This window comes from Pseudomonas sp. NY5710 (genome assembly GCF_013305665.1).
Taxonomy (GTDB): Bacteria; Pseudomonadota; Gammaproteobacteria; order Pseudomonadales; family Pseudomonadaceae; genus Aquipseudomonas; species Aquipseudomonas juntendi.
This window is the reverse complement of the sequence record NZ_CP045554.1, coordinates 5,410,826-5,429,525: the sequence shown is the minus strand read 5'-3', so window position 1 is coordinate 5,429,525 and position 18,700 is coordinate 5,410,826. Positions and strand designations below refer to the sequence as shown.

17 protein-coding genes are annotated in these 18,700 nt (G+C 60.4%); 10 read left to right on the top strand and 7 right to left on the bottom strand.

Annotated features, from left to right (window positions below; genetic code table 11):
• Window positions 1-9: 9 nt before the first annotated feature.
• The 4 genes from GEV39_RS24950 to aspA all read right to left on the bottom strand — a co-directional run bounded on the left by GEV39_RS24950 (window position 10) and on the right by aspA (window position 5,034).
• Window positions 10-1,113 carry a polyamine ABC transporter substrate-binding protein gene (locus GEV39_RS24950; RefSeq protein WP_054904323.1) on the bottom strand — a complete coding sequence of 368 codons (1,104 nt, stop codon included), beginning with the start codon at window positions 1,111-1,113 and terminating at the stop codon, window positions 10-12.
• Window positions 1,113-2,156, bottom strand: a complete 1,044-nt coding sequence (locus GEV39_RS24945) for a histone deacetylase family protein (protein WP_173891593.1) — start codon at window positions 2,154-2,156, stop codon at window positions 1,113-1,115. Before GEV39_RS24945 ends, GEV39_RS24950 begins: the two co-directional genes overlap by 1 nt.
• A gap of 225 nt (window positions 2,157-2,381) precedes the next feature.
• Window positions 2,382-3,374 carry an AraC family transcriptional regulator gene (locus GEV39_RS24940; protein ID WP_173891592.1) on the bottom strand — a complete coding sequence of 331 codons (993 nt, stop codon included), beginning with the start codon at window positions 3,372-3,374 and terminating at the stop codon, window positions 2,382-2,384.
• A gap of 235 nt (window positions 3,375-3,609) precedes the next feature.
• Window positions 3,610-5,034 (bottom strand): aspartate ammonia-lyase, encoded by a 1,425-nt coding sequence (gene aspA, locus GEV39_RS24935; RefSeq protein WP_173891591.1) that lies wholly within the window; start codon window positions 5,032-5,034, stop codon window positions 3,610-3,612.
• A 182-nt stretch (window positions 5,035-5,216) separates the two neighbouring features.
• On the opposite strand from aspA, the gene GEV39_RS24930 reads away from it, so the two are divergent.
• The gene (locus GEV39_RS24930; RefSeq protein WP_173891590.1) at window positions 5,217-6,122 is read left to right on the top strand and encodes a LysR substrate-binding domain-containing protein; all 906 of its coding nucleotides are present in this window, start codon (window positions 5,217-5,219) and stop codon (window positions 6,120-6,122) included.
• Window positions 6,123-6,128: 6 nt separating this feature from the next.
• Here the strand turns inward: GEV39_RS24930 and GEV39_RS24925 are convergent, their stop codons facing one another.
• On the bottom strand, window positions 6,129-6,746 hold the full coding sequence (locus GEV39_RS24925) for a zinc metalloprotease (RefSeq protein WP_173891589.1): 618 nt from the start codon (window positions 6,744-6,746) through the stop codon (window positions 6,129-6,131).
• Between the two features lie 269 nt (window positions 6,747-7,015).
• Between GEV39_RS24925 and purE the strand changes: the two genes are divergently transcribed.
• From purE to GEV39_RS24905, 4 genes are all read left to right on the top strand, one after another.
• Window positions 7,016-7,507 (top strand): 5-(carboxyamino)imidazole ribonucleotide mutase, encoded by a 492-nt coding sequence (purE, locus tag GEV39_RS24920; RefSeq protein WP_009684500.1) that lies wholly within the window; start codon window positions 7,016-7,018, stop codon window positions 7,505-7,507.
• A 10-nt stretch (window positions 7,508-7,517) separates the two neighbouring features.
• Window positions 7,518-8,600 (top strand): 5-(carboxyamino)imidazole ribonucleotide synthase, encoded by a 1,083-nt coding sequence (locus GEV39_RS24915; protein ID WP_029886439.1) that lies wholly within the window; start codon window positions 7,518-7,520, stop codon window positions 8,598-8,600.
• 96 nt (window positions 8,601-8,696) lie between these two features.
• Window positions 8,697-8,942: a GlsB/YeaQ/YmgE family stress response membrane protein gene (locus GEV39_RS24910; protein ID WP_009684502.1), complete on the top strand. Its 246-nt coding sequence runs from the start codon at window positions 8,697-8,699 to the stop codon at window positions 8,940-8,942.
• Between the two features lie 48 nt (window positions 8,943-8,990).
• Window positions 8,991-9,524, top strand: coding sequence for a DUF3299 domain-containing protein (locus GEV39_RS24905; protein WP_029886438.1), 534 nt, complete (start codon window positions 8,991-8,993; stop codon window positions 9,522-9,524).
• 492 nt (window positions 9,525-10,016) lie between these two features.
• Here the strand turns inward: GEV39_RS24905 and GEV39_RS24900 are convergent, their stop codons facing one another.
• Entirely contained in the window at window positions 10,017-10,913 is an 897-nt protein-coding gene (locus tag GEV39_RS24900; protein WP_173891588.1) for a D-hexose-6-phosphate mutarotase, read from the bottom strand.
• Window positions 10,914-10,984: 71 nt separating this feature from the next.
• Window positions 10,985-11,383, bottom strand: a complete 399-nt coding sequence (locus tag GEV39_RS24895; RefSeq protein ID WP_003253317.1) for an acyl-CoA thioesterase — start codon at window positions 11,381-11,383, stop codon at window positions 10,985-10,987.
• 361 nt (window positions 11,384-11,744) lie between these two features.
• Here GEV39_RS24895 and GEV39_RS24890 point away from each other — a divergent pair, with 361 nt between their 5' ends.
• From GEV39_RS24890 to GEV39_RS24875, 5 genes are all read left to right on the top strand, one after another.
• Window positions 11,745-13,034 (top strand): MFS transporter, encoded by a 1,290-nt coding sequence (locus GEV39_RS24890; protein ID WP_173891587.1) that lies wholly within the window; start codon window positions 11,745-11,747, stop codon window positions 13,032-13,034.
• Window positions 13,035-13,930: 896 nt separating this feature from the next.
• Entirely contained in the window at window positions 13,931-14,758 is an 828-nt protein-coding gene (locus GEV39_RS26295; protein WP_249414307.1) for a hypothetical protein, read from the top strand.
• Between the two features lie 50 nt (window positions 14,759-14,808).
• Entirely contained in the window at window positions 14,809-16,515 is a 1,707-nt protein-coding gene (locus GEV39_RS24885; protein ID WP_283246102.1) for a pyocin-S2/colicin E7-DNase domain-containing protein, read from the top strand.
• Window positions 16,512-17,024 (top strand): DUF6392 family protein, encoded by a 513-nt coding sequence (locus GEV39_RS24880; RefSeq protein WP_173891586.1) that lies wholly within the window; start codon window positions 16,512-16,514, stop codon window positions 17,022-17,024. The genes GEV39_RS24885 and GEV39_RS24880 overlap by 4 nt, the downstream gene beginning before the upstream one ends.
• A 10-nt stretch (window positions 17,025-17,034) precedes the next feature.
• Window positions 17,035-18,552, top strand: a complete 1,518-nt coding sequence (locus GEV39_RS24875) for an S-type pyocin domain-containing protein (RefSeq protein ID WP_173891585.1) — start codon at window positions 17,035-17,037, stop codon at window positions 18,550-18,552.
• Window positions 18,553-18,700 lie beyond the last annotated feature (148 nt).

Here is an 18,700-nt window from a genome sequence, read left to right as displayed (position 1 = left end):
CCAACTGCGTCAGGTCCCCGACTTGATCCGCGTCCAGGCCCGGGTTCGCGCCCGCTCGGCATCGCGCTGCAACGGCTTGAGCGTGTAAAGCTTGGCCATCGCCTCCGCCGTCGGGTACAGGTTGGGGTTGTTGCGAATCGCAGGGCTCACCTTGTCGGTGGCATCCTTGTTGGGGTTCGGGTAGCCGACAAAATCGCTGATCGGCGCAATTACCTCGGGCCGCAGCAGGTAGTTGATGAATGCATGGGCGTCTGCCGGGTTGGCGGCATTCTTCGGAATCGCCAGCATGTCGAACCAGATCGGCGCGCCTTCCTTGGGCAGGCGCATGTCGACCGTCACACCATTTTTCGCTTCGCGGGCGCGGTTGGCAGCCTGCGAGAAGCTGCCGCTGTAACCCACCGCCACGCAGATATCCCCATTGGCCATGTCAGCCATGTACTTCGAGGAGTGGAAGTAGGTGATGTACGGGCGAATCTTCAGCATCAGCGCTTCGGCCTTCTTGTAGTCGGCCGGCTTGTCGCTGTTCGGTGGCAGGCCGAGGTACTGCAGGGCCAGCGGCAGGATTTCCGACGGCGAGTCGAGCAGCGCTACCCCGCACTGCTTGAGCTTGGCGATGTTCTCTTCCTTGAAGATCAGGTCCCAGCTGTCCACCGGCGCGTTATCGCCGAGTGCGGCCTTGACCTTGGCCGGGTTGAAGCCGATCAGCACGGTGCCATACATGTAGGGCACGGCAAACTTGTTGCCAGGGTCGTTGGCCTCGATCAGCTTCATCAGCGCAGGGTCCAGGTGTTGCCAGTTCGGCAGCTTGCTGCGATCCAGCGGCTGGAACACCCCGGCCTCGATCTGCTTGGCGAGGAATACGTTGGACGGCACCACCACGTCATAGCCGGAGTTGCCGGTGAGCAACTTGGCCTCCAGCGCTTCGTTGGTATCGAAGATGTCGTAGATCAGCTTGACGCCGCTGTCCTTCTGGAAATCGGTCAAGGTCTGCGGGGTGATGTAGTCGAACCAGTTATACACTCGCAGGGTGCGCTGCTCGGCGTGCGCCTGCAGGGCACCGGTGAACAGGGTGGCAGCGATGAACGGGGCGAGCAGACGCCTGAGTCGGACCATTACCGGGCTCCTGGCTGGGCGCGCTGGAAACCTTCCAGCACATTGACTGCGTTGATACCAATTTCTTCCACAGCGTAGCCGCCTTCCATCACGAACAGGGTCGGCTTGCCAAGCTGGCCGATACGCGTGCCCATTTCCAGGTAGTCAGGGCTGTCGAGCTTGAATTGCGAGATCGGGTCATCCTTGAAGGTGTCCACACCCAGGGAGACCACCAGTACGTCGGCGTCATAGCTGGCGATGCGCTGGCAAGCCTCTTCCAGGGCAGCGCTCCAGGCAGACCAATCGCTGCCGGCGGGCAGCGGATAATTGATGTTGCAGCCCTCACCGGCGCCTTCGCCGGTTTCGTCGGCATAGCCGAGAAAGAACGGGAATTCGTCCTGCGGGTCGCCGTGGATCGAAGCGAAGAACACATCGTTGCGGCGGTAGAAGATGTCCTGGGTGCCATTGCCGTGGTGGTAGTCGACATCGAGGATGGCAACCTTGCGCCGGCCCTGGTCGAGGAATGCCTGGGCGGCGATGGCGGCGTTGTTCAGGTAGCAGTAACCACCCATCACCTCGCCAGCGGCGTGGTGCCCTGGTGGGCGGCACAGGGCAAAGGCGCTGTGCGCGCCTTGCTGGATCGCTGCCTGGGCGGTGAGGGCGACCTGGGCGGCACTGTAGGCCGCCTGCCAGGTGCCGGCGGTGATTGGCGCGCCGGCATCGAAGCTGTAATAGCCCAACTCGCCGTGCAGGCCGGTAGGTTTTACCCGGCGCAAGGTGCGTGCAGGCCAGGTGAACGGCAGCAGGTCGCCTTCCTGGCCCAGCGCCGCCCAGCGCGCCCAGGCGCCTTCGAAAAAGTCCAGGTAGTCGGCGCTGTGGATGCGCAGCAAGGGTGCGCGGCCGAAGTCGGTAGGGCCCTGGATGTCACCGAGGTTGCGTTTTTTGACCTGGTCGAGCACATGGTCAGCGCGCGAGGGCATTTCGAAACACGGCATCAGCTTGCCGTCGATCAGCTCGCAGCGGCCATGGTGCAGGCGGTGATCATCGGAATAGATCGTCAGCATTGTTGTTCTCCGGTGGGGACTGGCGTGGGACCATTTTCAGCGGTGGGCCAGTGGCGGAGAACGACGCAACTGGCCAAAAGGGGATCGATGTGGCCAAGCTCTATGGCCTGGTTTTCCTGTGCTGGCTTCTTCGCGGGCTCGCCCGCTCCCACAGGTATCCCACAGTACTCGGAGCTTGTGCAGTTCCTGTGGGAGCGGGCGAGCCCGCGAAGAAGCCAGCACAGGTCAGCCGCGGAAATGACTGGGTGCTACTCCGCTCCAGCGCTGGAAGGCATGCCGGAAACTGGCCGTCTCGCTGAACCCCAGGGTTTCGGCAATGCGGTAGATTGGCATCTGCTCATCGGTCAGCAACTGCTTGGCCCGCTCGAACCGCAGTTCGTCCAGCAACTGCTGGTAACTGCTACCCAGCGCCTGCAAATGCCGGCGCAGGGTGCGCGACGAGCAGTTCATCTGCCGCGCCAGCCCGTCCAGCCCTGGCGCGGCGTCCAGTTGTTGCGTGAGCAACTGGCGAATCCGCCCCAGCCAGGCCTGGCGACCCGTGAATTCCAGGTTCAGGCGCCGGCAGCGTTCGCTCATGGCTTTGTGGGTAATCGGGTCAGCCAACGGCAGCGGCGTATCCAGCCAGCGCCGCTCGAACGCAAAGGCATTGTCTTGCGCCGCAAACACCACTGGGCACTGGAACGCACCGGCATAGCGTGCATGGTAGTCAGGCCGAGGGTGCTCGAAGCGTGCCCCTAGCAGCGGCAACGGGCGGCCAAGCAGGTCGTCACAGATGACTTTCAAGGAGACCAGGCAGAACTCGGCATTGAAAGCGCTCAATGCCGGGTTGTCGTGGTACTCGCTGGCGCTGAACCAGACGCGTTGGCCGTCGTCGCGCAAGCGCAGCGAGAAGACTGTTCCCAGCAGTGCCGGATACTGCAGCGCCAGGCGCAGGGCGTCACCCAAAGTGGCACTGGAGAGCAGGGCGTAACCGAGCATGCCATAGCACGACACATGCATGCGCTGGCCCAGCTCCAGGCCGATGTCTTCGCGCCGGGCCACGGCGTTGGCACACACTTGCAGTTCCTGCTGTGTGGTGATGCGCGCGTCGGCGTGCCCCAGGTCTGCCGGGCCAATGCCGCTACCGGCGAGCAGCGCCGAAGCCTCAGCACCGTCTGCCTGGAAGACGTTGAGTATCAGCGAAACCGCATTGAGGGTGGTCAGGTGGCTGTGCAGCATGCTGGGTAATCCCGTGAGCCTGGAACACATTATGGAGCAAGTTGTGTGCCGATATTCAAAGGCGGTTGTGCAGCCCCTTTGCGGCACCAGGCCGATCCCACGTCTACCGGTATCGGCAGGGCAAGCGCCGCGCAAGCCAGCAGGCAAAAAAAAGCCCGGTGCATAAGCCCGGGCTTGGAAAGGTTGAGAGGTGTCTAGTCTCTTAACCTGGTGAGACAGTGTGGCAGCAGCCGGGTTACGCCTTCAGCGGAACCAAGCGTGGCGCGATCATGTTTTCCGGACGCAGGATGTCGTTGAGCATTTCTTCGTCCAGCAGCTTCTCTTCACGCACCAGTTCAAGCACGCCGCGGCCGGTTTCCAGGGCAACGCGGGCGATACGGGTGGCGTTTTCGTAGCCGATGTATGGGTTCAGGGCGGTGACCAGGCCGATCGAGTGTTCGACCAGCTCACGGCAGCGCTGTTCGTTGGCGGTGATACCGACGATGCAGTGCTCGCGCAGCATGTCCATGGCGCGTTGCAGCAGGCGGATCGAGTCGAAGATCTTGTAGGCGATCAGCGGCTCCATGACGTTCAGCTGCAGTTGGCCACCTTCGGCGGCGACGGTCAGGGCCAGGTCGTTGCCCATGATGGCGAAGGCGACTTGGTTGACCGCTTCCGGGATCACCGGGTTGACCTTGCCTGGCATGATCGAGCTGCCTGGCTGGCGCGCTGGCAGGTTGATTTCGTTGATGCCGGTGCGTGGGCCGCTGGACAGCAGGCGCAGGTCGTTGCAGATCTTCGACAGCTTGACCGCGGTGCGCTTGAGCATGCCGGAGAACAGCACGAAGGCACCCATGTCGGAGGTGGCTTCGATCAGGTCGGCAGCCGGTACCAGCGGCTGGCCGCTGATGATCGCCAGGCGTTGTACGGCCAGGGCTTGGTAGCCAGGGTCGGCGTTGATGCCGGTGCCGATGGCGGTGCCGCCCAGGTTGATTTCGGTCAGCAGCTCCGGCGCCAGCGAGCGCAGGCGCTGCAGGTCTTCGGTCATGGTGGTGGCGAAGGCACGGAATTCCTGGCCCAGGGTCATCGGCACGGCGTCCTGCAGCTGGGTGCGGCCCATCTTCAGTACGTGGTCGAATTCCTTGCCTTTGGCGGCGAACGCCTGGATCAGGCTTTCGAGGCTGGCCAGCAGGGCGTCGTGACCCAGCAGCAGGCCCAGACGAATGGCCGTCGGGTAGGCGTCGTTGGTCGACTGCGCCATGTTCACATCGTTGTTCGGGTGCAGGTACTGATACTCACCCTTCTGGTGGCCCATGGCCTCCAGCGCGATGTTGGCGATGACTTCGTTCGCGTTCATGTTGGTGGACGTACCGGCACCACCCTGGATCATGTCGACCACGAACTGCTCGTGGTAGTCGCCCTTGATCAGGCGGCCACAGGCGGCGCTGATGGCAGCATGTTTGGCATCGCTCAGGTGCCCCAGCTCACGGTTGGCGTCGGCAGCAGCCTGCTTGACCATCGCCAGGCCCACTACCAGTTTCGGGTAGTGCGACAGCGGAACACCGGAGAGGTGGAAGTTGTTGGCAGCGCGCAGGGTCTGGATGCCGTAGTAAGCATCAGCAGGTACTTCCAGGGTGCCCAACAGATCTTTTTCGACGCGGAACGATGCAGCAGCGGACATGATGTATATCATCTCGATGTTGACCCGGCACATGCCGGAATGGCGCCAATCCTAGGCCTTAAGGGGATTTTGCGGCCAATGCTGTTGCACGCTAACCTATGCACAAACGGCATAGTGATTCATGTGACGCCAATTGAAATTCGAGCGTGTTCCATTTTGGTGCACGACGGGAGATGTGCTTCGTGAACCTTGAAAGCAAATGGCTGGAAGACTTCAGTGCGCTGGCTGCCACCCGCAGTTTTTCCCAGGCGGCAGAGCGGCGCTTCGTCACCCAACCGGCCTTCAGCCGGCGTATCCGCAGCCTTGAGGCAGCGTTGGGCCTGCAACTGGTGAACCGTTCCCGCACGCCGATAGAGCTGACCGAGGCCGGGCAGCTGTTTCTGGTTACGGCGCGCACGGTTGTCGACCAGTTGGGCGAAATTCTCCGCCATCTGCATCACCTGGAAGGTGGTCAGGGGGAGGTGATTCAGGTGGCTGCCGCGCACTCGTTGGCGTCGGGCTTTTTCCCTCGCTGGGTAGCGCAACTGCGTAATGACGGCCTGAACATCGCCACTCGCCTGGTTGCGACTAACGTGGGGGATGCCGTGCATGCACTGCGCGAGGGTGGTTGCGACCTGATGCTGGCGTTCTACGACCCAGACGCCGCCTTGCAGATGGATGCCGAGATCTTCCCGTCGCTGCACATGGGCAATACCGAAATGGTGCCGGTATGCGCGGTGGACGCCGACGGCAGGCCGATGTTCGACCTGGAAGGTGAAAGTAGCGTGCCACTGCTGGCTTATACTGCCGGGGCCTTCCTCGGGCGGTCGGTCAACCTGCTGCTGCGCCAGCGCAATGTGCGCTATACCACCGTTTACGAAACCGCCATGGCGGACAGCCTGAAGAGCATGGCGCTGGAAGGCATGGGCATTGCCTGGGTGCCGCGGCTTTCGATGCGGGGCGAGCTGGAACGCGGTGAGTTGGCGATCTGCGGAGGAAGCCAGTGGCATGTACCCCTGGAAATCCGCCTGTACCGGTGCGCCTTGGTGCGCAAGGCCAATGTGCGGCTACTCTGGCGCAAGCTGGAAAATACGCCTGCGCCAGAGTGAGCCTCTTCAGTTACGAAGCGCGTGATCAAGGTGATTGACGATTGTCACTCTGTTCTGGTCGCTGTAGCGGTAGCAATTGGCCCGAAGCGAGAAGCGGGCCGGATAAACAAAGGTCTCGCATGGCCATGGGTTGTAGCGTATCTCTGCTGCCTCGTGAGTGGCGTTCATCAAGTGACCCAGTTCATGCCCCAGGGTGCCATAGCTGGCCATTGAGACGATCGCGTGGGCATAGCCCAATTTGGCCAGGCCAAGGTGTTCTGCGCCTTCGCTGTTGAGGCCGAAACTATCGCGCGTCAGCAAAATCGATTTCTGCCACCTGAACTGTGGATGCGCTGCAGCGGTGAAGACCCTGTGGGTATCTTCTGGAGGCATCTGGCGATAAGGAATATCGGTAATGCCTGCTACATCACGCGCGAAGACGATCTCAATTGAGTGATCGCTGATTCTGCGCATTTCTTCCAGCCACGGCTGCACGTAGTCTTTATCGATCTGTTTGTCGCTCACATCGGCTAGTTCATCGTGCGGATAGATAGTAACCACCAAGGTTCTCGCAGCCCATGTGGGGGAGGCCTGAAGGGCCATCGTCATGCAAACCAGCAGTGAGGCAAGAAATGATCTGGCCATCTTTTTCTCCGAGAAGGTTGAACAGGGGTGTTCAATCCTCTTGCAACTGCCGTTACGCATCGCAGCCGGAAAAAGTTGTCCCGCGAGACAGCTTGCCCTTTTATCTCTCATGTGCTTGCAGGGGTGGGCGGCCCGCCTGCAAGTACGCTACAATCCCGCGCCTTCGGCCACCGGGCCGATTAGAATCCGTATGACAAGCCACGCCGGCCTACCCGCGTGGCTTGTTGCTTTATAGCGCGCCAGAAGGCGCTTGCAGGAGAGGCTCGACGATGAGTGCACTGGTTGGCGTGATCATGGGCTCCAAGTCCGATTGGTCCACCCTTAGCCACACCGCCGATATGCTGGAAAAACTCGGCATTCCCTACGAAGTGAAGGTGGTGTCCGCCCACCGCACCCCGGATCTGCTGTTCCAGTACGCCGAAGAGGCCGAGGGCCGTGGCATCGAGGTGATCATCGCGGGTGCTGGTGGCGCTGCCCACCTGCCGGGCATGTGCGCCGCCAAGACCCACCTGCCGGTGCTGGGCGTGCCGGTGCAGTCGTCGATGCTCTCGGGCGTCGACTCGCTGCTGTCGATCGTGCAGATGCCCGCCGGCGTACCGGTTGCCACCCTGGCCATCGGCCGTGCGGGTGCAGTCAATGCGGCGCTGTTGTCGGCCAGCATCCTGGGCGCCAAATACCCGCAATTCCACGCTGCGCTGAAGCAATTCCGCACGGAACAGACCGACACCGTGCTGGACAACCCAGACCCGCGCCAGGCTTGAGGCTCAACCCATGAAGATCGGTGTAATCGGTGGCGGCCAGCTGGGCCGCATGCTGGCCCTGGCGGGTACCCCGCTGGGCATGAATTTCGCTTTCCTCGACCCGGCGCCCGATGCTTGCGCTGCGCCTCTGGGCGAGCACCTGCGGGCCGATTACGGCGATCAGGAGCACCTGCGCCAGTTGGCTGACGAAGTTGACCTGGTGACCTTCGAGTTCGAGAGCGTCCCGGCCGAAACCGTGGCTTTCCTCTCGCAGTTCGTACCGGTCTACCCCAGTGCCGAAGCGCTGCGCATCGCCCGGGACCGCTTGTTCGAGAAAAGCATGTTCCGCGACCTGGGTATTCCTACCCCGGCTTTCGCCGACATCCTCTCGCAAGCCGACCTCGACGCCGCAGTCGCCAGCATCGGCCTGCCGGCCGTTTTGAAAACCCGTACCCTGGGTTACGACGGCAAGGGCCAGAAGGTGCTGCGCACGCCTGAGGACGTGGTTGATACCTTCGCCGAACTGGGCAGTGTGCCCTGCCTGCTGGAAGGCTTTGTACCCTTTACCGGCGAAGTCTCGCTGGTGGCCGTACGGGCCCGTGATGGCGAAACCCGCTTCTACCCGCTGGTGCACAACACCCACGAGAGCGGCATCCTGCGCCTGTCGGTGGCCAGCCAGGCACACCCGTTGCAGGCATTGGCTGAAGACTATGTAGGCCGTGTACTGCAAAAGCTGGAGTACGTGGGCGTGATGGCGTTCGAGTTCTTCGAAGTTGACGGTGGCCTGAAGGCCAACGAAATCGCCCCGCGCGTGCACAACTCCGGTCACTGGACCATCGAAGGTGCCGAATGCAGCCAGTTCGAGAACCACCTGCGCGCGGTGGCCGGCCTGCCGCTGGGCTCCACTGCCAAGGTGGGCGAGAGTGCGATGCTCAACTTCATCGGTGAAGTGCCTGCCGTGGACAAGGTGATCGCCATCGATGGCTGCCACCTGCACCACTACGGCAAGGCTTTCAAGGCCGGCCGCAAGGTTGGCCACGCCACCCTGCGCTGCCACGACATGGCTACCCTCGAGCGCAAAATTGCCGAGGTAGAGGCCCTGATCAGCAACTGATCGAACTTCTACCAGTGGCTTGCCCTCTGAAATGGCAACAAGCCGAAGTGCTGACTAGGCTTTGGCTTGTTCCATTTTCACTGCAGAGGGATTGCCATGGGCATCATCGGAACCATCTTCATCGGCCTCATCGTCGGCCTGCTGGCCCGCTTCATCAAACCAGGCGACGACAGCATGGGCTGGATCATGACCATCCTGCTGGGTATTGCCGGTTCGCTGTTGGCCACCTATGGCGGCCAGGCGCTGGGCATTTACCAGGCTGGGCAGGCAGCGGGCTTCTTCGGCGCGCTGGTCGGTGCCATTGTCCTTCTGGTGATCTACGGGTTCATCAAGAAACGCTGAATACCGGTTAGAATGCTCGGCAATTCCATCGAGTTGCCGAGCATTGTCATGCGTGCCTTTTTTCTCCTGCCCCTGCTGTTGGCCAGCACCCTGGCCCATGCCGAACTGCCTGAAACCGACTGGCTGGAGCTGATGCCCAAGTCGGACCAGAAGGCGCTTGAGCAAATGCCCGAAATCGACCATAACTCGCCGGAAGCCATGGGTACCTTCACCGACAAGGGCGGCCTCAAGCAGAGCAAGGGCCTGCCGGCGGTGATGTATTCCACCAAGACCGTGCCAGCCATGAATGGCAAGGACATCCGCCTGGGCGGTTACCCGGTACCGCTGGAAAGCGATGCCAAGGGTAACAGCACGTTGTTCTTCTTGGTGCCGTACCCGGGCGCGTGCATCCATGTACCGCCTCCGCCGCCCAATCAGCTGGTGCTGGTGCGCTACCCGAAAGGCCTGAAGATCGATGACATCTACACCCCACTGTGGGTCACCGGCAAATTGAAGGTGGAGAAAGTCAGCAATGATCTGGCCGATGCCGCCTATGCGCTGGATGCCGGAAAGGTAAGAGTGGTGGAAGACGCCGACCTCTGAGCCCTCGCCAAACAAGGCCGCACCTGCAGCGGCACGCGATCGCCAGTAGGAGCAACTGTCTTTCCCAAAACTTGAAAAGCCTGCGCGATTCATTGTGGGAGCGGGCTTGCCCGCGAAGCAGGCGATGCGGTGTCTGGCACCGGCTGCGCCGGTGTTCGCGGGCACGCCCGCTCCCACAGGAGCCGTGTGATCTTCGAGTCCTGCATTTTGGCTGTTGATCTATACCCTCTTCGGCTGAGGCAACACCAGATCCAGCCAAGGCTCGCCAGTCCTGAGCATCGCATTGAGTCGTACCAGGAAGACTCGCACAGGGGTGTTCGCTGCGGGGGACGTGACCACCGTGCCGGTGAATGACAGCTTCTGCTCCTACTCGTGCTCTAGGCACCTGCGGCATTCAGCTTGTCATTCACCGCTCTCACTCCAGCTTCTAATCCTCTCTCAAGACACAAGCGGCCTTGCGTCGCGAAAGGACCGCGCAGTGGTCCCGGGGCCTCAAAGCGCTTCGCTAGCCAGCACCACGCCCAGCGAATGACTGGCCCCAGGCTTCAACTCCACCGGGTCATCCCATACATTCGCCGTCTCGATGCACAGCATCCCCTGCCAACCCTCATCGGCCATGTCCGGCAGCTCCCTGGCCCGTTCGGTCCAGGGGTTCCAGATAACCGCCGAACGCGAGCCGCTGCTGGTCAGGGTTATCCGCCGTTTCCAGTGCGGGTCGACAATGCTCAGCGTTTGCGGGGCGCCGAGGTAGATCCGGTCAGTCTCCCCGGTGAACGTGAGCGGCCCCTGCTGCTGGCGCTGTTGCCAGCCAGCCAAGGTTTCGATGTAACCCAGCCCCTCCACCCCTTCGACCCGGGCCTGGCGCACGTCACTGACCGCAAAGTAGCTGTGCAGGGCCTGGCTGATGGTGACTGGTGCAGTGCCCACGTTGCGACTGGTGAGGTTCAGTTTCAGGTCTGCGCCAAGCGCTACCATCAGTTTCAGTTCGACTGAATGCGGCCAGTCGGGCAGTTGACCCTGCGCTTCTGGCAGCGCGAATTCGATCTGCAGTTGCTGGCCGACTTCCTCGATACCCAGCAATTGCCAGTCTCGGGCGCGCGCAAGGCCGTGGGCAGGCGCCTGCGCACCGTTGTACATGGCCTGCACAGCCTGGGGGTTGCGCTGCAGGTTGCCGAACCACGGCCAGCACACGGGTACCCCGGCGCGCACCGACTTGCCCTTGCGGAAGATGGCCTGGTCGCTCAGCCACAGCAGCGGCGGCTCGCCCACCCGCTGGTAGCTGAGGATCTGTGCGCCCTGTTGGGCGATCAGGAGTTCGGCGTGGTTGCTGCTGATACGCCAGCAGTTCAGTTCGCCATGTTGCTCGGTTACGACCTGGAAGGTTGCCATTGCATTTGTCTCATTGATTGCCAGTGGGCCTTGGACCCGGGCACCTGCAATGAGTTTACCGCCGGCAAGGCTCAGCGACGAGGCACCGAGCGCGTGCGGCCGCTGCCGTCAATGGCGACGAAGACGAATACCGCCTCGGTGACCTTGCGCCATTCGCTGGACAGCGGGTCGTCGCTCCACACTTCGACCATCATCTGGATCGAGCTACGGCCGATTTCCAGGGTCTGGGTATAGAACGACAGCTGCGCACCCACGGCGACCGGCACGAGGAACGCCATGCGGTCGATGGCCACGGTCGCTACCCGGCCACCGGCGACACGGCTGGCCATGGCAGTGCCGGCCAGGTCCATCTGGGCGACCAGCCAGCCGCCGAAGATGTCGCCAAAGCCGTTGGTTTCCCGCGGCAGGGCGGTGATCTGCAAGGCCAGGTCGCCCTGCGGGATAGGATCTTCTTGTTCGAGCTCAATCATGCGATGGGGCCTCTGACCCGTGACGCTTTCGTTGGTGTGGCGCAAGGGCCGGGTAAACGATTCAGCCTGGAACATACTACGCCGATTTCGTTTCACTGGGCGGCCGTAGGGAAACTCTGCGAAACCGCCTGACAATAAAGACCGGCGTTTTCGCACAACATCCCACGTTAGGCGCAACCTTTTCCTACGAGTTGCCAGTATATAGAGCATAACGGCCAGCGACGACCGCACATTCGTGAATATCTGTTGGGTTTTTGTAGCGCTATCAGCACGCCTCGGCAATTTGCTATCTTCGCTGGTCTCCCAATCCAGAAGCCGCGCGCCAAGCGGCCTGCATGCCCTACAAAGAGAATAACCAGCGATGACTTCCGTGCCGAGCAGTATCGAGCAGCCCTCGCGGCCGCTGACCCGCAGTGACTACAAGACCCTCTCACTGTCCGCACTGGGCGGGGCGCTGGAGTTCTACGACTTCATCATCTTCGTGTTCTTCGCCACGGTGGTCGGCAAGCTGTTCTTCCCGGCCGACATGCCCGAGTGGCTGCGCCTGATGCAAACTTTTGGCATCTTCGCGGCCGGTTACCTGGCGCGGCCGCTGGGCGGCATCATCATGGCCCACTTTGGCGACCTGCTGGGGCGCAAGAAGATGTTCACCCTGAGCATTTTCATGATGGCCCTGCCGACGCTGATCATGGGGTTGCTGCCAACGTATGCCCAGATCGGCATGTGGGCACCCATCCTGCTGCTGCTGATGCGGGTTATCCAGGGCGCTGCGATCGGAGGGGAAGTGCCGGGCGCCTGGGTGTTCGTTTCCGAGCACGTACCGGCGCGTAACACCGGTTACGCCTGCGGCACCCTCACGGCCGGCCTGACCTCGGGCATTCTGCTGGGGTCGCTGGTCGCCACGCTGATCAACACGGTCTACAGCCCTGCAGAAGTCGCGGATTACGCCTGGCGCATACCCTTCCTGCTGGGTGGCGTGTTCGGCCTGTTCTCGGTCTACCTGCGCCGCTGGCTGCACGAAACGCCGGTATTCGCCGAGATGCAGCAGCGCAAGGCCCTGGCGGAAGAGCTCCCGCTGCGTGCGGTGCTGCGCGACCATCGTGGCGCGATCATCCTGTCGATGCTGCTGACCTGGATGCTGTCGGCGGCCATCGTCGTGCTCATCCTGATGACCCCGGCGCTGTTGCAGAGCATCTACCACGTCAGCCCCACCGATTCGCTCAAGGCCAATAGCCTGGCCATCGTACTGCTCAGCGTCGGCTGCATCAGCGCTGGCAGCCTGGCAGACCGATTTGGCGCGGGCCGAGTGTTCGTGATTGGTAGCCTGTTGCTGCTAATAACCTCCTGGACCTTCTACCACAGCTTGCCAACCCGGCCAGAGCTGCTGTTCCCGCTGTATGCGGTAACCGGCCTGTGCGTGGGGGTGATCGGCGCGGTGCCTTATGTGATGGTCAAGGCGTTCCCGGCGGTGGTGCGCTTCAGTGGGTTGTCGTTCTCGTACAACGTGGCCTACGCGATCTTTGGCGGGCTGACGCCGATGGTGGTGACGGCGCTGCTCAAGGTCAGCCCTATGGCGCCGGCCTACTATGTGGCGGGGTTGTGCGTCCTCGGCTTGCTGGTAGGGCTCTATCTGCTGGCGAAGAAACGTTGAGTTGAGGGTCCATCCCTGAAGACGGCCAAGTCGCAAACCTGTAGCTTGGTGTTGTATTGGCACATGATGCTGATGGGGGCGTTGTTTGTATTTTTCCATGCAAACACGTCCCAGCCTCCGGTATCGCCCAAAGGCAGGGGCATCCTTAGAGGCGGCTGAGAGCTGCGCCGAGGGCCCAACCTGTCGCGGGCTTCTGTTCGGGTTGAGAGCCCCTGTAAACGATCAGGCAGCATGCCTTGATAAGGTTGTTCTTGGCAAATCCTGCTAATCAAGTTGACATGCACGCATTCCAGAACCAAAGGCCCTGCAGAGAACCCTAGCTCCAGACCGGGAAGTGGTGTGGCGGTTTCTGATTCCTGCCCTATAAATACAAAACCAGGAGGGCTGGCTGACAAATAATTATTTGCCACCGCTTCAGTAATTGATGGGTGCGTTCGGCTGCGAATTAATATATATGCAAAATCGAAGTTTTTCAGTATGGCTACCGGCACTACAATCGAGGGTGTCTGTAATCATATCGCCTTTGTCTTCGCAAAGCTGATGATGGGGTAGTTTCGCTTCAGTAACTTAATAAGTATCTCAGGCCAGATTGTGGGTAACGTGAAGTCTTCTCTGTTGCTTAATCTATCGAACATTCTTTTACTCCTTTATCAAGTGCACGGGGAAGATTTGCCAAGTCCTTGCACTTGTTGAGCGTGGCTGCCAGTGTGGATTTGTTTCAATGTGTATTGATTTGGTGGTTGTAGGAAGCGTTGGCTTTGTATGTAGGGGTGTTCTTGTTTTAATTTGAGTGAGTATAGAGAGGGGGAGTGTGTTAGGTAGATCTCGATAAATATGTAGCGCAGCCTCACTCGGCTTTTTAACAACTATCGGCCATGCAGATAAGGAGACTCTGTATGGCTCAAAATACATTCAACGAAAATTCGACAGGTGAGGTTGTCATCACCCCGGGCTCTTCCGGCTCAAGCGGTGGTGGCGGAGGTTTCTTCAGCATTGGTGGCGGCGGCGGCTTCGGCGGAGGCTTTGGAGGCTCCAGCCGGCGTCGTCGGAAAAAGCGGGCGAGAGCTCGCGCTGCTGCGCTTGCCCGAGCGAAGGCCGAGGACCAGGCACGCCAGGCTGCCGCTGCGGCGGCTCGTGCCGAGGCACTGGAGTTAGCGCATCGCCAGCGGGTTGCTACATACGGCCAGGCACGAGAGGGTCGGAGGGCGCAACTCGATGCTCATTTCGCCCAACAGTCGAAAGCCCTGGCACAGGCGCTTCAGGATGAAATAAGCGCGGCGCGCAAGCGTCCAGAGTATGACGGCAGCGAACGCTGGCAGCTCTACCAGATCACCAAGGCGCGGAACGAGACAGAAGGGCTTATTGCCGCAAAACAAGGCGCGCTGGCCGAGTATCAGGCCCGAGCAGCTGCCTTCGCTGGCCCAGGTGCAAGCGCGGGCGCTTATGCTGCGCGGCTTTCAGGCTTGACGACCGAAGTGCAGATGCAGGAACTGCATCGCGACTGGGAAGCAGCCTATCTAGCATCCCACGAAGCCCGGTTGCTGCAAGAGGCCATCAGGCAATTGTCAGAGCGCTCGGCCGCTTTACGGGTGGAACCACACAGGAGCAGTTGTGGAGGGCTCGAGAGGCACGCTGGGAACAGCAGCGCCTATACGCTGAACAGCGCAAAGCGCGGATTCGTTACAAGCAACAGGCGGATGAAGACCGGCGCCTGCTCCGGTTAAAGGCAGCCTCCACGTTTGCGGCACCTGTTGCCGCTGCACAGGCCGGTGGTGTGTTGCTCAGCCAGGCTGGCGCGCAGGTTGCGGCGGATGTGGCTGCGGCCTTGGAGCAGGCAATCGCCAATGCGGCGAAGGAGGTGCTGAGGGTCGCGGCGATTCGTGCGGGGCAGGCTGTCAGCCTTTCGGCAACGGCCATGCTGTACTCGCCGACGCTGGCTAATGGCGAGTTGACCGAAGCCCAGCGCAGGCGGCATCTCGAAGGTTTGGGGATACGTGCTGATCTGCTGGGCGTAGAGGCTGGGCAGGATCTGCAGGCCATTGCCAATGCGGGTGGTTCGGCCCGTCTTAGTCATCGCATCCGAATCGAGCATCTGCCGGGTGGCAGTGCGATAGCGGTGGCTTCCACGGGAGCCGGAATCGCGTCCGAAGTACGGGTAAGGAATGCCGTTCTTGACCCCTTGACCGATACCTACCGGGTCGAGGCCGAGACGCCCACCGGCAAAACCATCGTGCTCGGCGAGGCGGCTGTATCAGCTAGTAGCGCACCCAGCGGCAGGGTGTTGGCGCTGGCTCCCGAAGCGGCCATCGTCGGCGCAGGTGTGGACCTTCGCTTCGATGACTGCATTGTCTGTGTGCCTGGCCAGCAACCTCAGTATTTCTCTTTCGCGGTTTCTCCTGCGGGTACCGGAATTGTCAGCGGCAAAGGTCAGGTGGCTGCTGCCAACTGGTGGTCCACCAGCGGCACCCCATCCGGCGTGGCAGTACCTGCCCAGGTCGGTGCCCAACTGCGCGGCCGATTGTTCACTGACACGCCGGCTTTCGAAAGTGCGGTATGGCGGGCTATCGCAGCGGATCTGGGGTTGCTCGATCAGTTCGACGAACTGAATCAGAGGCGCATCCTCAGCGGTTTTCCGCCTGTGGCACCGAAAGCGAGCTGGAATGGGGTCCGGCGCGAGTTCGAACTGCGCCATGTGGCAACTGCCGGGGTTGGCTCCGGGCTCTACGATCTGGATCAGCTGAGAATCCACAAGCCCAGCAACACTCAAGGTGTATTGACGGTTGTCCAACCGTTCAAGCCCTGGTTCGCATCCAGTGTGGCGCTCTACCTTGACCCTGCCATCGTTCAAGGCCAACCGCCGCGCACCTGGACACCGTTGGCGGCACCTGGCGCGGAACTCCTCGGTCCGACGCACTTGCCGGAAGTACCGCCACTCCCGGGTATTCTGCCTGGGGCACCCACCGAACCTGTAGGGCCAAGTCTTGAAATACTTCCGGGTGAGAATCCGGGTGAGACTGGGGCCATAATTCCTGGGTTTGGTGGCGATACAGACCTGCCGCAGCCAGGGTTGGTTAACTATGAACCAGCCAGGCCTCTAGAGGTCGGTGAATACAGGGATCTCCGGCGTCGAAGTATCAACGATAAGATGGATGTAGACCATATTGTTTCCCGTAAAGCGTATCAGTATTTTCTGAGCATTAATTTCCCACAGTTGCAACCTAGTGACATCAAGGAGTTGTTGGAAGCAGCGCCCAGTGTGGTGATTCCCGCGGAGGTGCACAGAAAGTTCAGCCAGACTTATGGTGGGAGGAATAATCAGGCCAGGCAGCTCAAAGATGCATCTGACCTTCGGGCAGCAGTAGATAACAACATGGATGCTTTAAAACCGGGTCTTCTTGAATACGGCTTTACTGAGGATGAAATAGAGGGCGCGCGGCGGAAATTGCATGAGTTGCACCAACAAAAAGGACTATATATATGAATGCGCAGCAGTTAGAGTCCTATCTTACAAATCTAGGTAGGCCGCACGCAAAACTAGTAGCCGAAGGTGTTGTGCCGGCTGTTGATTTTATAGAGATCTATCCTGGGGCTTTGACCTTGTATCTGGAGGCGGCGTCGGGTTTGAATTTGTGTTTTTGGGCGGAAAACAAAGAGTTTGAATCAGTGATTGTGTCGCTTGTCGAGACAGCCACAACGAATACCGTATATCAGCATGAACTTCCAGAGCCCTATATAAAGTGTATAACCCGTGATATAGCCTTAAATATTTTTGGCGAGCCAATTGAGTCGAGGGGCCCATTTAAAATGCCGCTGCCTATGGGCGAAGTAGGGGGTTGGGATAAATTCCACTTACTCGACCAGAAGTACCCTGGGATAATCGTTCTCTTCAAGTATGACGTAGCTATGAATGTCACCGGCGTGGCTTTTGCGTTGGAGAAAACTGGCTTCGATCGCATGCGTGATGAGGCTAAACAGCAAGCTGGCGAATAAGGAATATGTAATGGAACTTAGACCCGAGCTGAGTCAGTACGAAGAAAACTCCTTTCTTAGTCTGGTCGAAGCTATTTGGCATGCCGACGCCGACAAGGCCTCGCATGACGCGTGGATCGCCCACTTCGACAGCATTGTCGGCCACCCCGCCGGTAGCGATCTCCTGTTCTATTCAAACGCTGATGAAACCGACAGCATCAACTCGCCGAAGCACATAGTTGCTACGATAAAGTCCTGGCATCAGCAGAACGGCCGTGCGGCGTTCAAAGGCCAGACCTTGCAACCACCGCCCGTTCGCCAAATGCTGACCCCCGCGCAGCGAGCCAGCCAGTCCTCCAATCGCAATCTGGAAAAAGTGCGAAAACTGGCCGCTGAGATCCAGGCTGCCGAGCAGCAGGGCACACTGAAGTTTACCGCTCTGGAACAGCAATTGGCCCGCGCCCCAGCCGGCGGCACACCTGAGCAGCAACTGGCAGCAAGCCTCGCCGCTTTGCGCGCCCTGGAACTTGCCCAGCATCAAGCCAAAGCCGCCTTCGACAAGCTCACGCGTTTGCAGATGCCCGTCAAATTCGCCCTCGATGGCGCCAAGCGAGATGCCACCAGCCCGTTCCTCAATGCTGCGACTCAAGCCGTCGTGCTGCGTGAAATCACTGCCAGCAGCCAGTGTCATGCAGCAGCCTTGGCCTCGGCACAGGTGCGTCAACCCGCCTTGTACGCCCGCGGCGTAGAACTGATCGAAAGCCTGGAAACCTGTATAGCCCAGTTGGCGAAGGCCACGGCGACTGGCCCGGGCTATGGGTCTTTGACATTGGAAGCAGCAGCCCATTCAGCAAGTCTGCATCCCGCGTTGCTCACAGTTCAAGGCTTGCCCCGGGAAGTAGCCAAGCAGCAGCATCAACTTGTCAAAACGTTCCGTTCCGCAGTGGCTGAGCTGGATTGGCAAGCAGCATCGCTGCAGGGCGACCACCCCGGCACTTATGCGGATGTAGTCGAGTTCGTATTGAGTACCCCCAGTGACGACCCCCGCTTTGCCGTTACGGTGCCGTTGGTTGAGATGCTCGAGAGTGAGCGCACAGACTGGGCCGTGCTGGCAGCAGAGCGTGGCGAAGTGGATCTACCTGTGCGTCTTTGTTCAACCGTGGGCGGCGCCACAAATGGCACCTCTACAGGGGTCAAGCCTTTCACGCGTTACTCACATGTGGTCATGACCGCTACACAAGGCAAGATCGTCCCCTCACGTGTACGGGTTCGAGCGGCTGGTTGGGATGCCTCACTGCAGTCCTACCTATTCACAAGCGAGGGGGCCGCGCCTGTGACAGTGCAATGGCAGACGGGCAGAGCTCCCTATGCTCGCCGCGACCCTTCGAGCCCTCCCAGCATCGGATTTTTGAGCATGCCCCTGGTGCCGTTGATCGAGCGCTTTGCCGACCTGGCACAGGTTAAATTCGATGACTACATCGTGGTGTTTCCAGATGGTTCTGATCTGTGCCCCGTCTACATCATGTTCAGGGACCGCCGGGAGTTTTAGCTCACCGCTTGTTCACATCGATATACGCGCAGGCCATCGCGAATAATGGGTGATGGCCTTTAATCCATTTGTCACAATTAGGTCATATGGTGTTCATGCGGCCTGCCGATACTGGGGCCCGTTCCATCCAGCACCCCAATATTCCTGC

Excerpts from the sequence above, each read along its gene's own strand:
- GEV39_RS24950 (WP_054904323.1), bottom strand. The coding sequence starts at position 1,113 with ATGGTCCGACTCAGGCGTCTGCTCGCCCCGTTCATCGCTGCCACCCTG.
- GEV39_RS24945 (WP_173891593.1), bottom strand. The coding sequence starts at position 2,156 with ATGCTGACGATCTATTCCGATGATCACCGCCTGCACCATGGCCGCTGC.
- GEV39_RS24940 (WP_173891592.1), bottom strand. The coding sequence starts at position 3,374 with ATGCTGCACAGCCACCTGACCACCCTCAATGCGGTTTCGCTGATACTC.
- aspA (WP_173891591.1), bottom strand. The coding sequence starts at position 5,034 with ATGTCCGCTGCTGCATCGTTCCGCGTCGAAAAAGATCTGTTGGGCACC.
- GEV39_RS24925 (WP_173891589.1), bottom strand. The coding sequence starts at position 6,746 with ATGGCCAGATCATTTCTTGCCTCACTGCTGGTTTGCATGACGATGGCC.
- purE (WP_009684500.1), top strand. The coding sequence starts at position 7,016 with ATGAGTGCACTGGTTGGCGTGATCATGGGCTCCAAGTCCGATTGGTCC.
- GEV39_RS24915 (WP_029886439.1), top strand. The coding sequence starts at position 7,518 with ATGAAGATCGGTGTAATCGGTGGCGGCCAGCTGGGCCGCATGCTGGCC.
- GEV39_RS24910 (WP_009684502.1), top strand. The coding sequence starts at position 8,697 with ATGGGCATCATCGGAACCATCTTCATCGGCCTCATCGTCGGCCTGCTG.
- GEV39_RS24905 (WP_029886438.1), top strand. The coding sequence starts at position 8,991 with ATGCGTGCCTTTTTTCTCCTGCCCCTGCTGTTGGCCAGCACCCTGGCC.
- GEV39_RS24900 (WP_173891588.1), bottom strand. The coding sequence starts at position 10,913 with ATGGCAACCTTCCAGGTCGTAACCGAGCAACATGGCGAACTGAACTGC.
- GEV39_RS24895 (WP_003253317.1), bottom strand. The coding sequence starts at position 11,383 with ATGATTGAGCTCGAACAAGAAGATCCTATCCCGCAGGGCGACCTGGCC.
- GEV39_RS24890 (WP_173891587.1), top strand. The coding sequence starts at position 11,745 with ATGACTTCCGTGCCGAGCAGTATCGAGCAGCCCTCGCGGCCGCTGACC.
- GEV39_RS26295 (WP_249414307.1), top strand. The coding sequence starts at position 13,931 with ATGGCTCAAAATACATTCAACGAAAATTCGACAGGTGAGGTTGTCATC.
- GEV39_RS24880 (WP_173891586.1), top strand. The coding sequence starts at position 16,512 with ATGAATGCGCAGCAGTTAGAGTCCTATCTTACAAATCTAGGTAGGCCG.
- GEV39_RS24875 (WP_173891585.1), top strand. The coding sequence starts at position 17,035 with ATGGAACTTAGACCCGAGCTGAGTCAGTACGAAGAAAACTCCTTTCTT.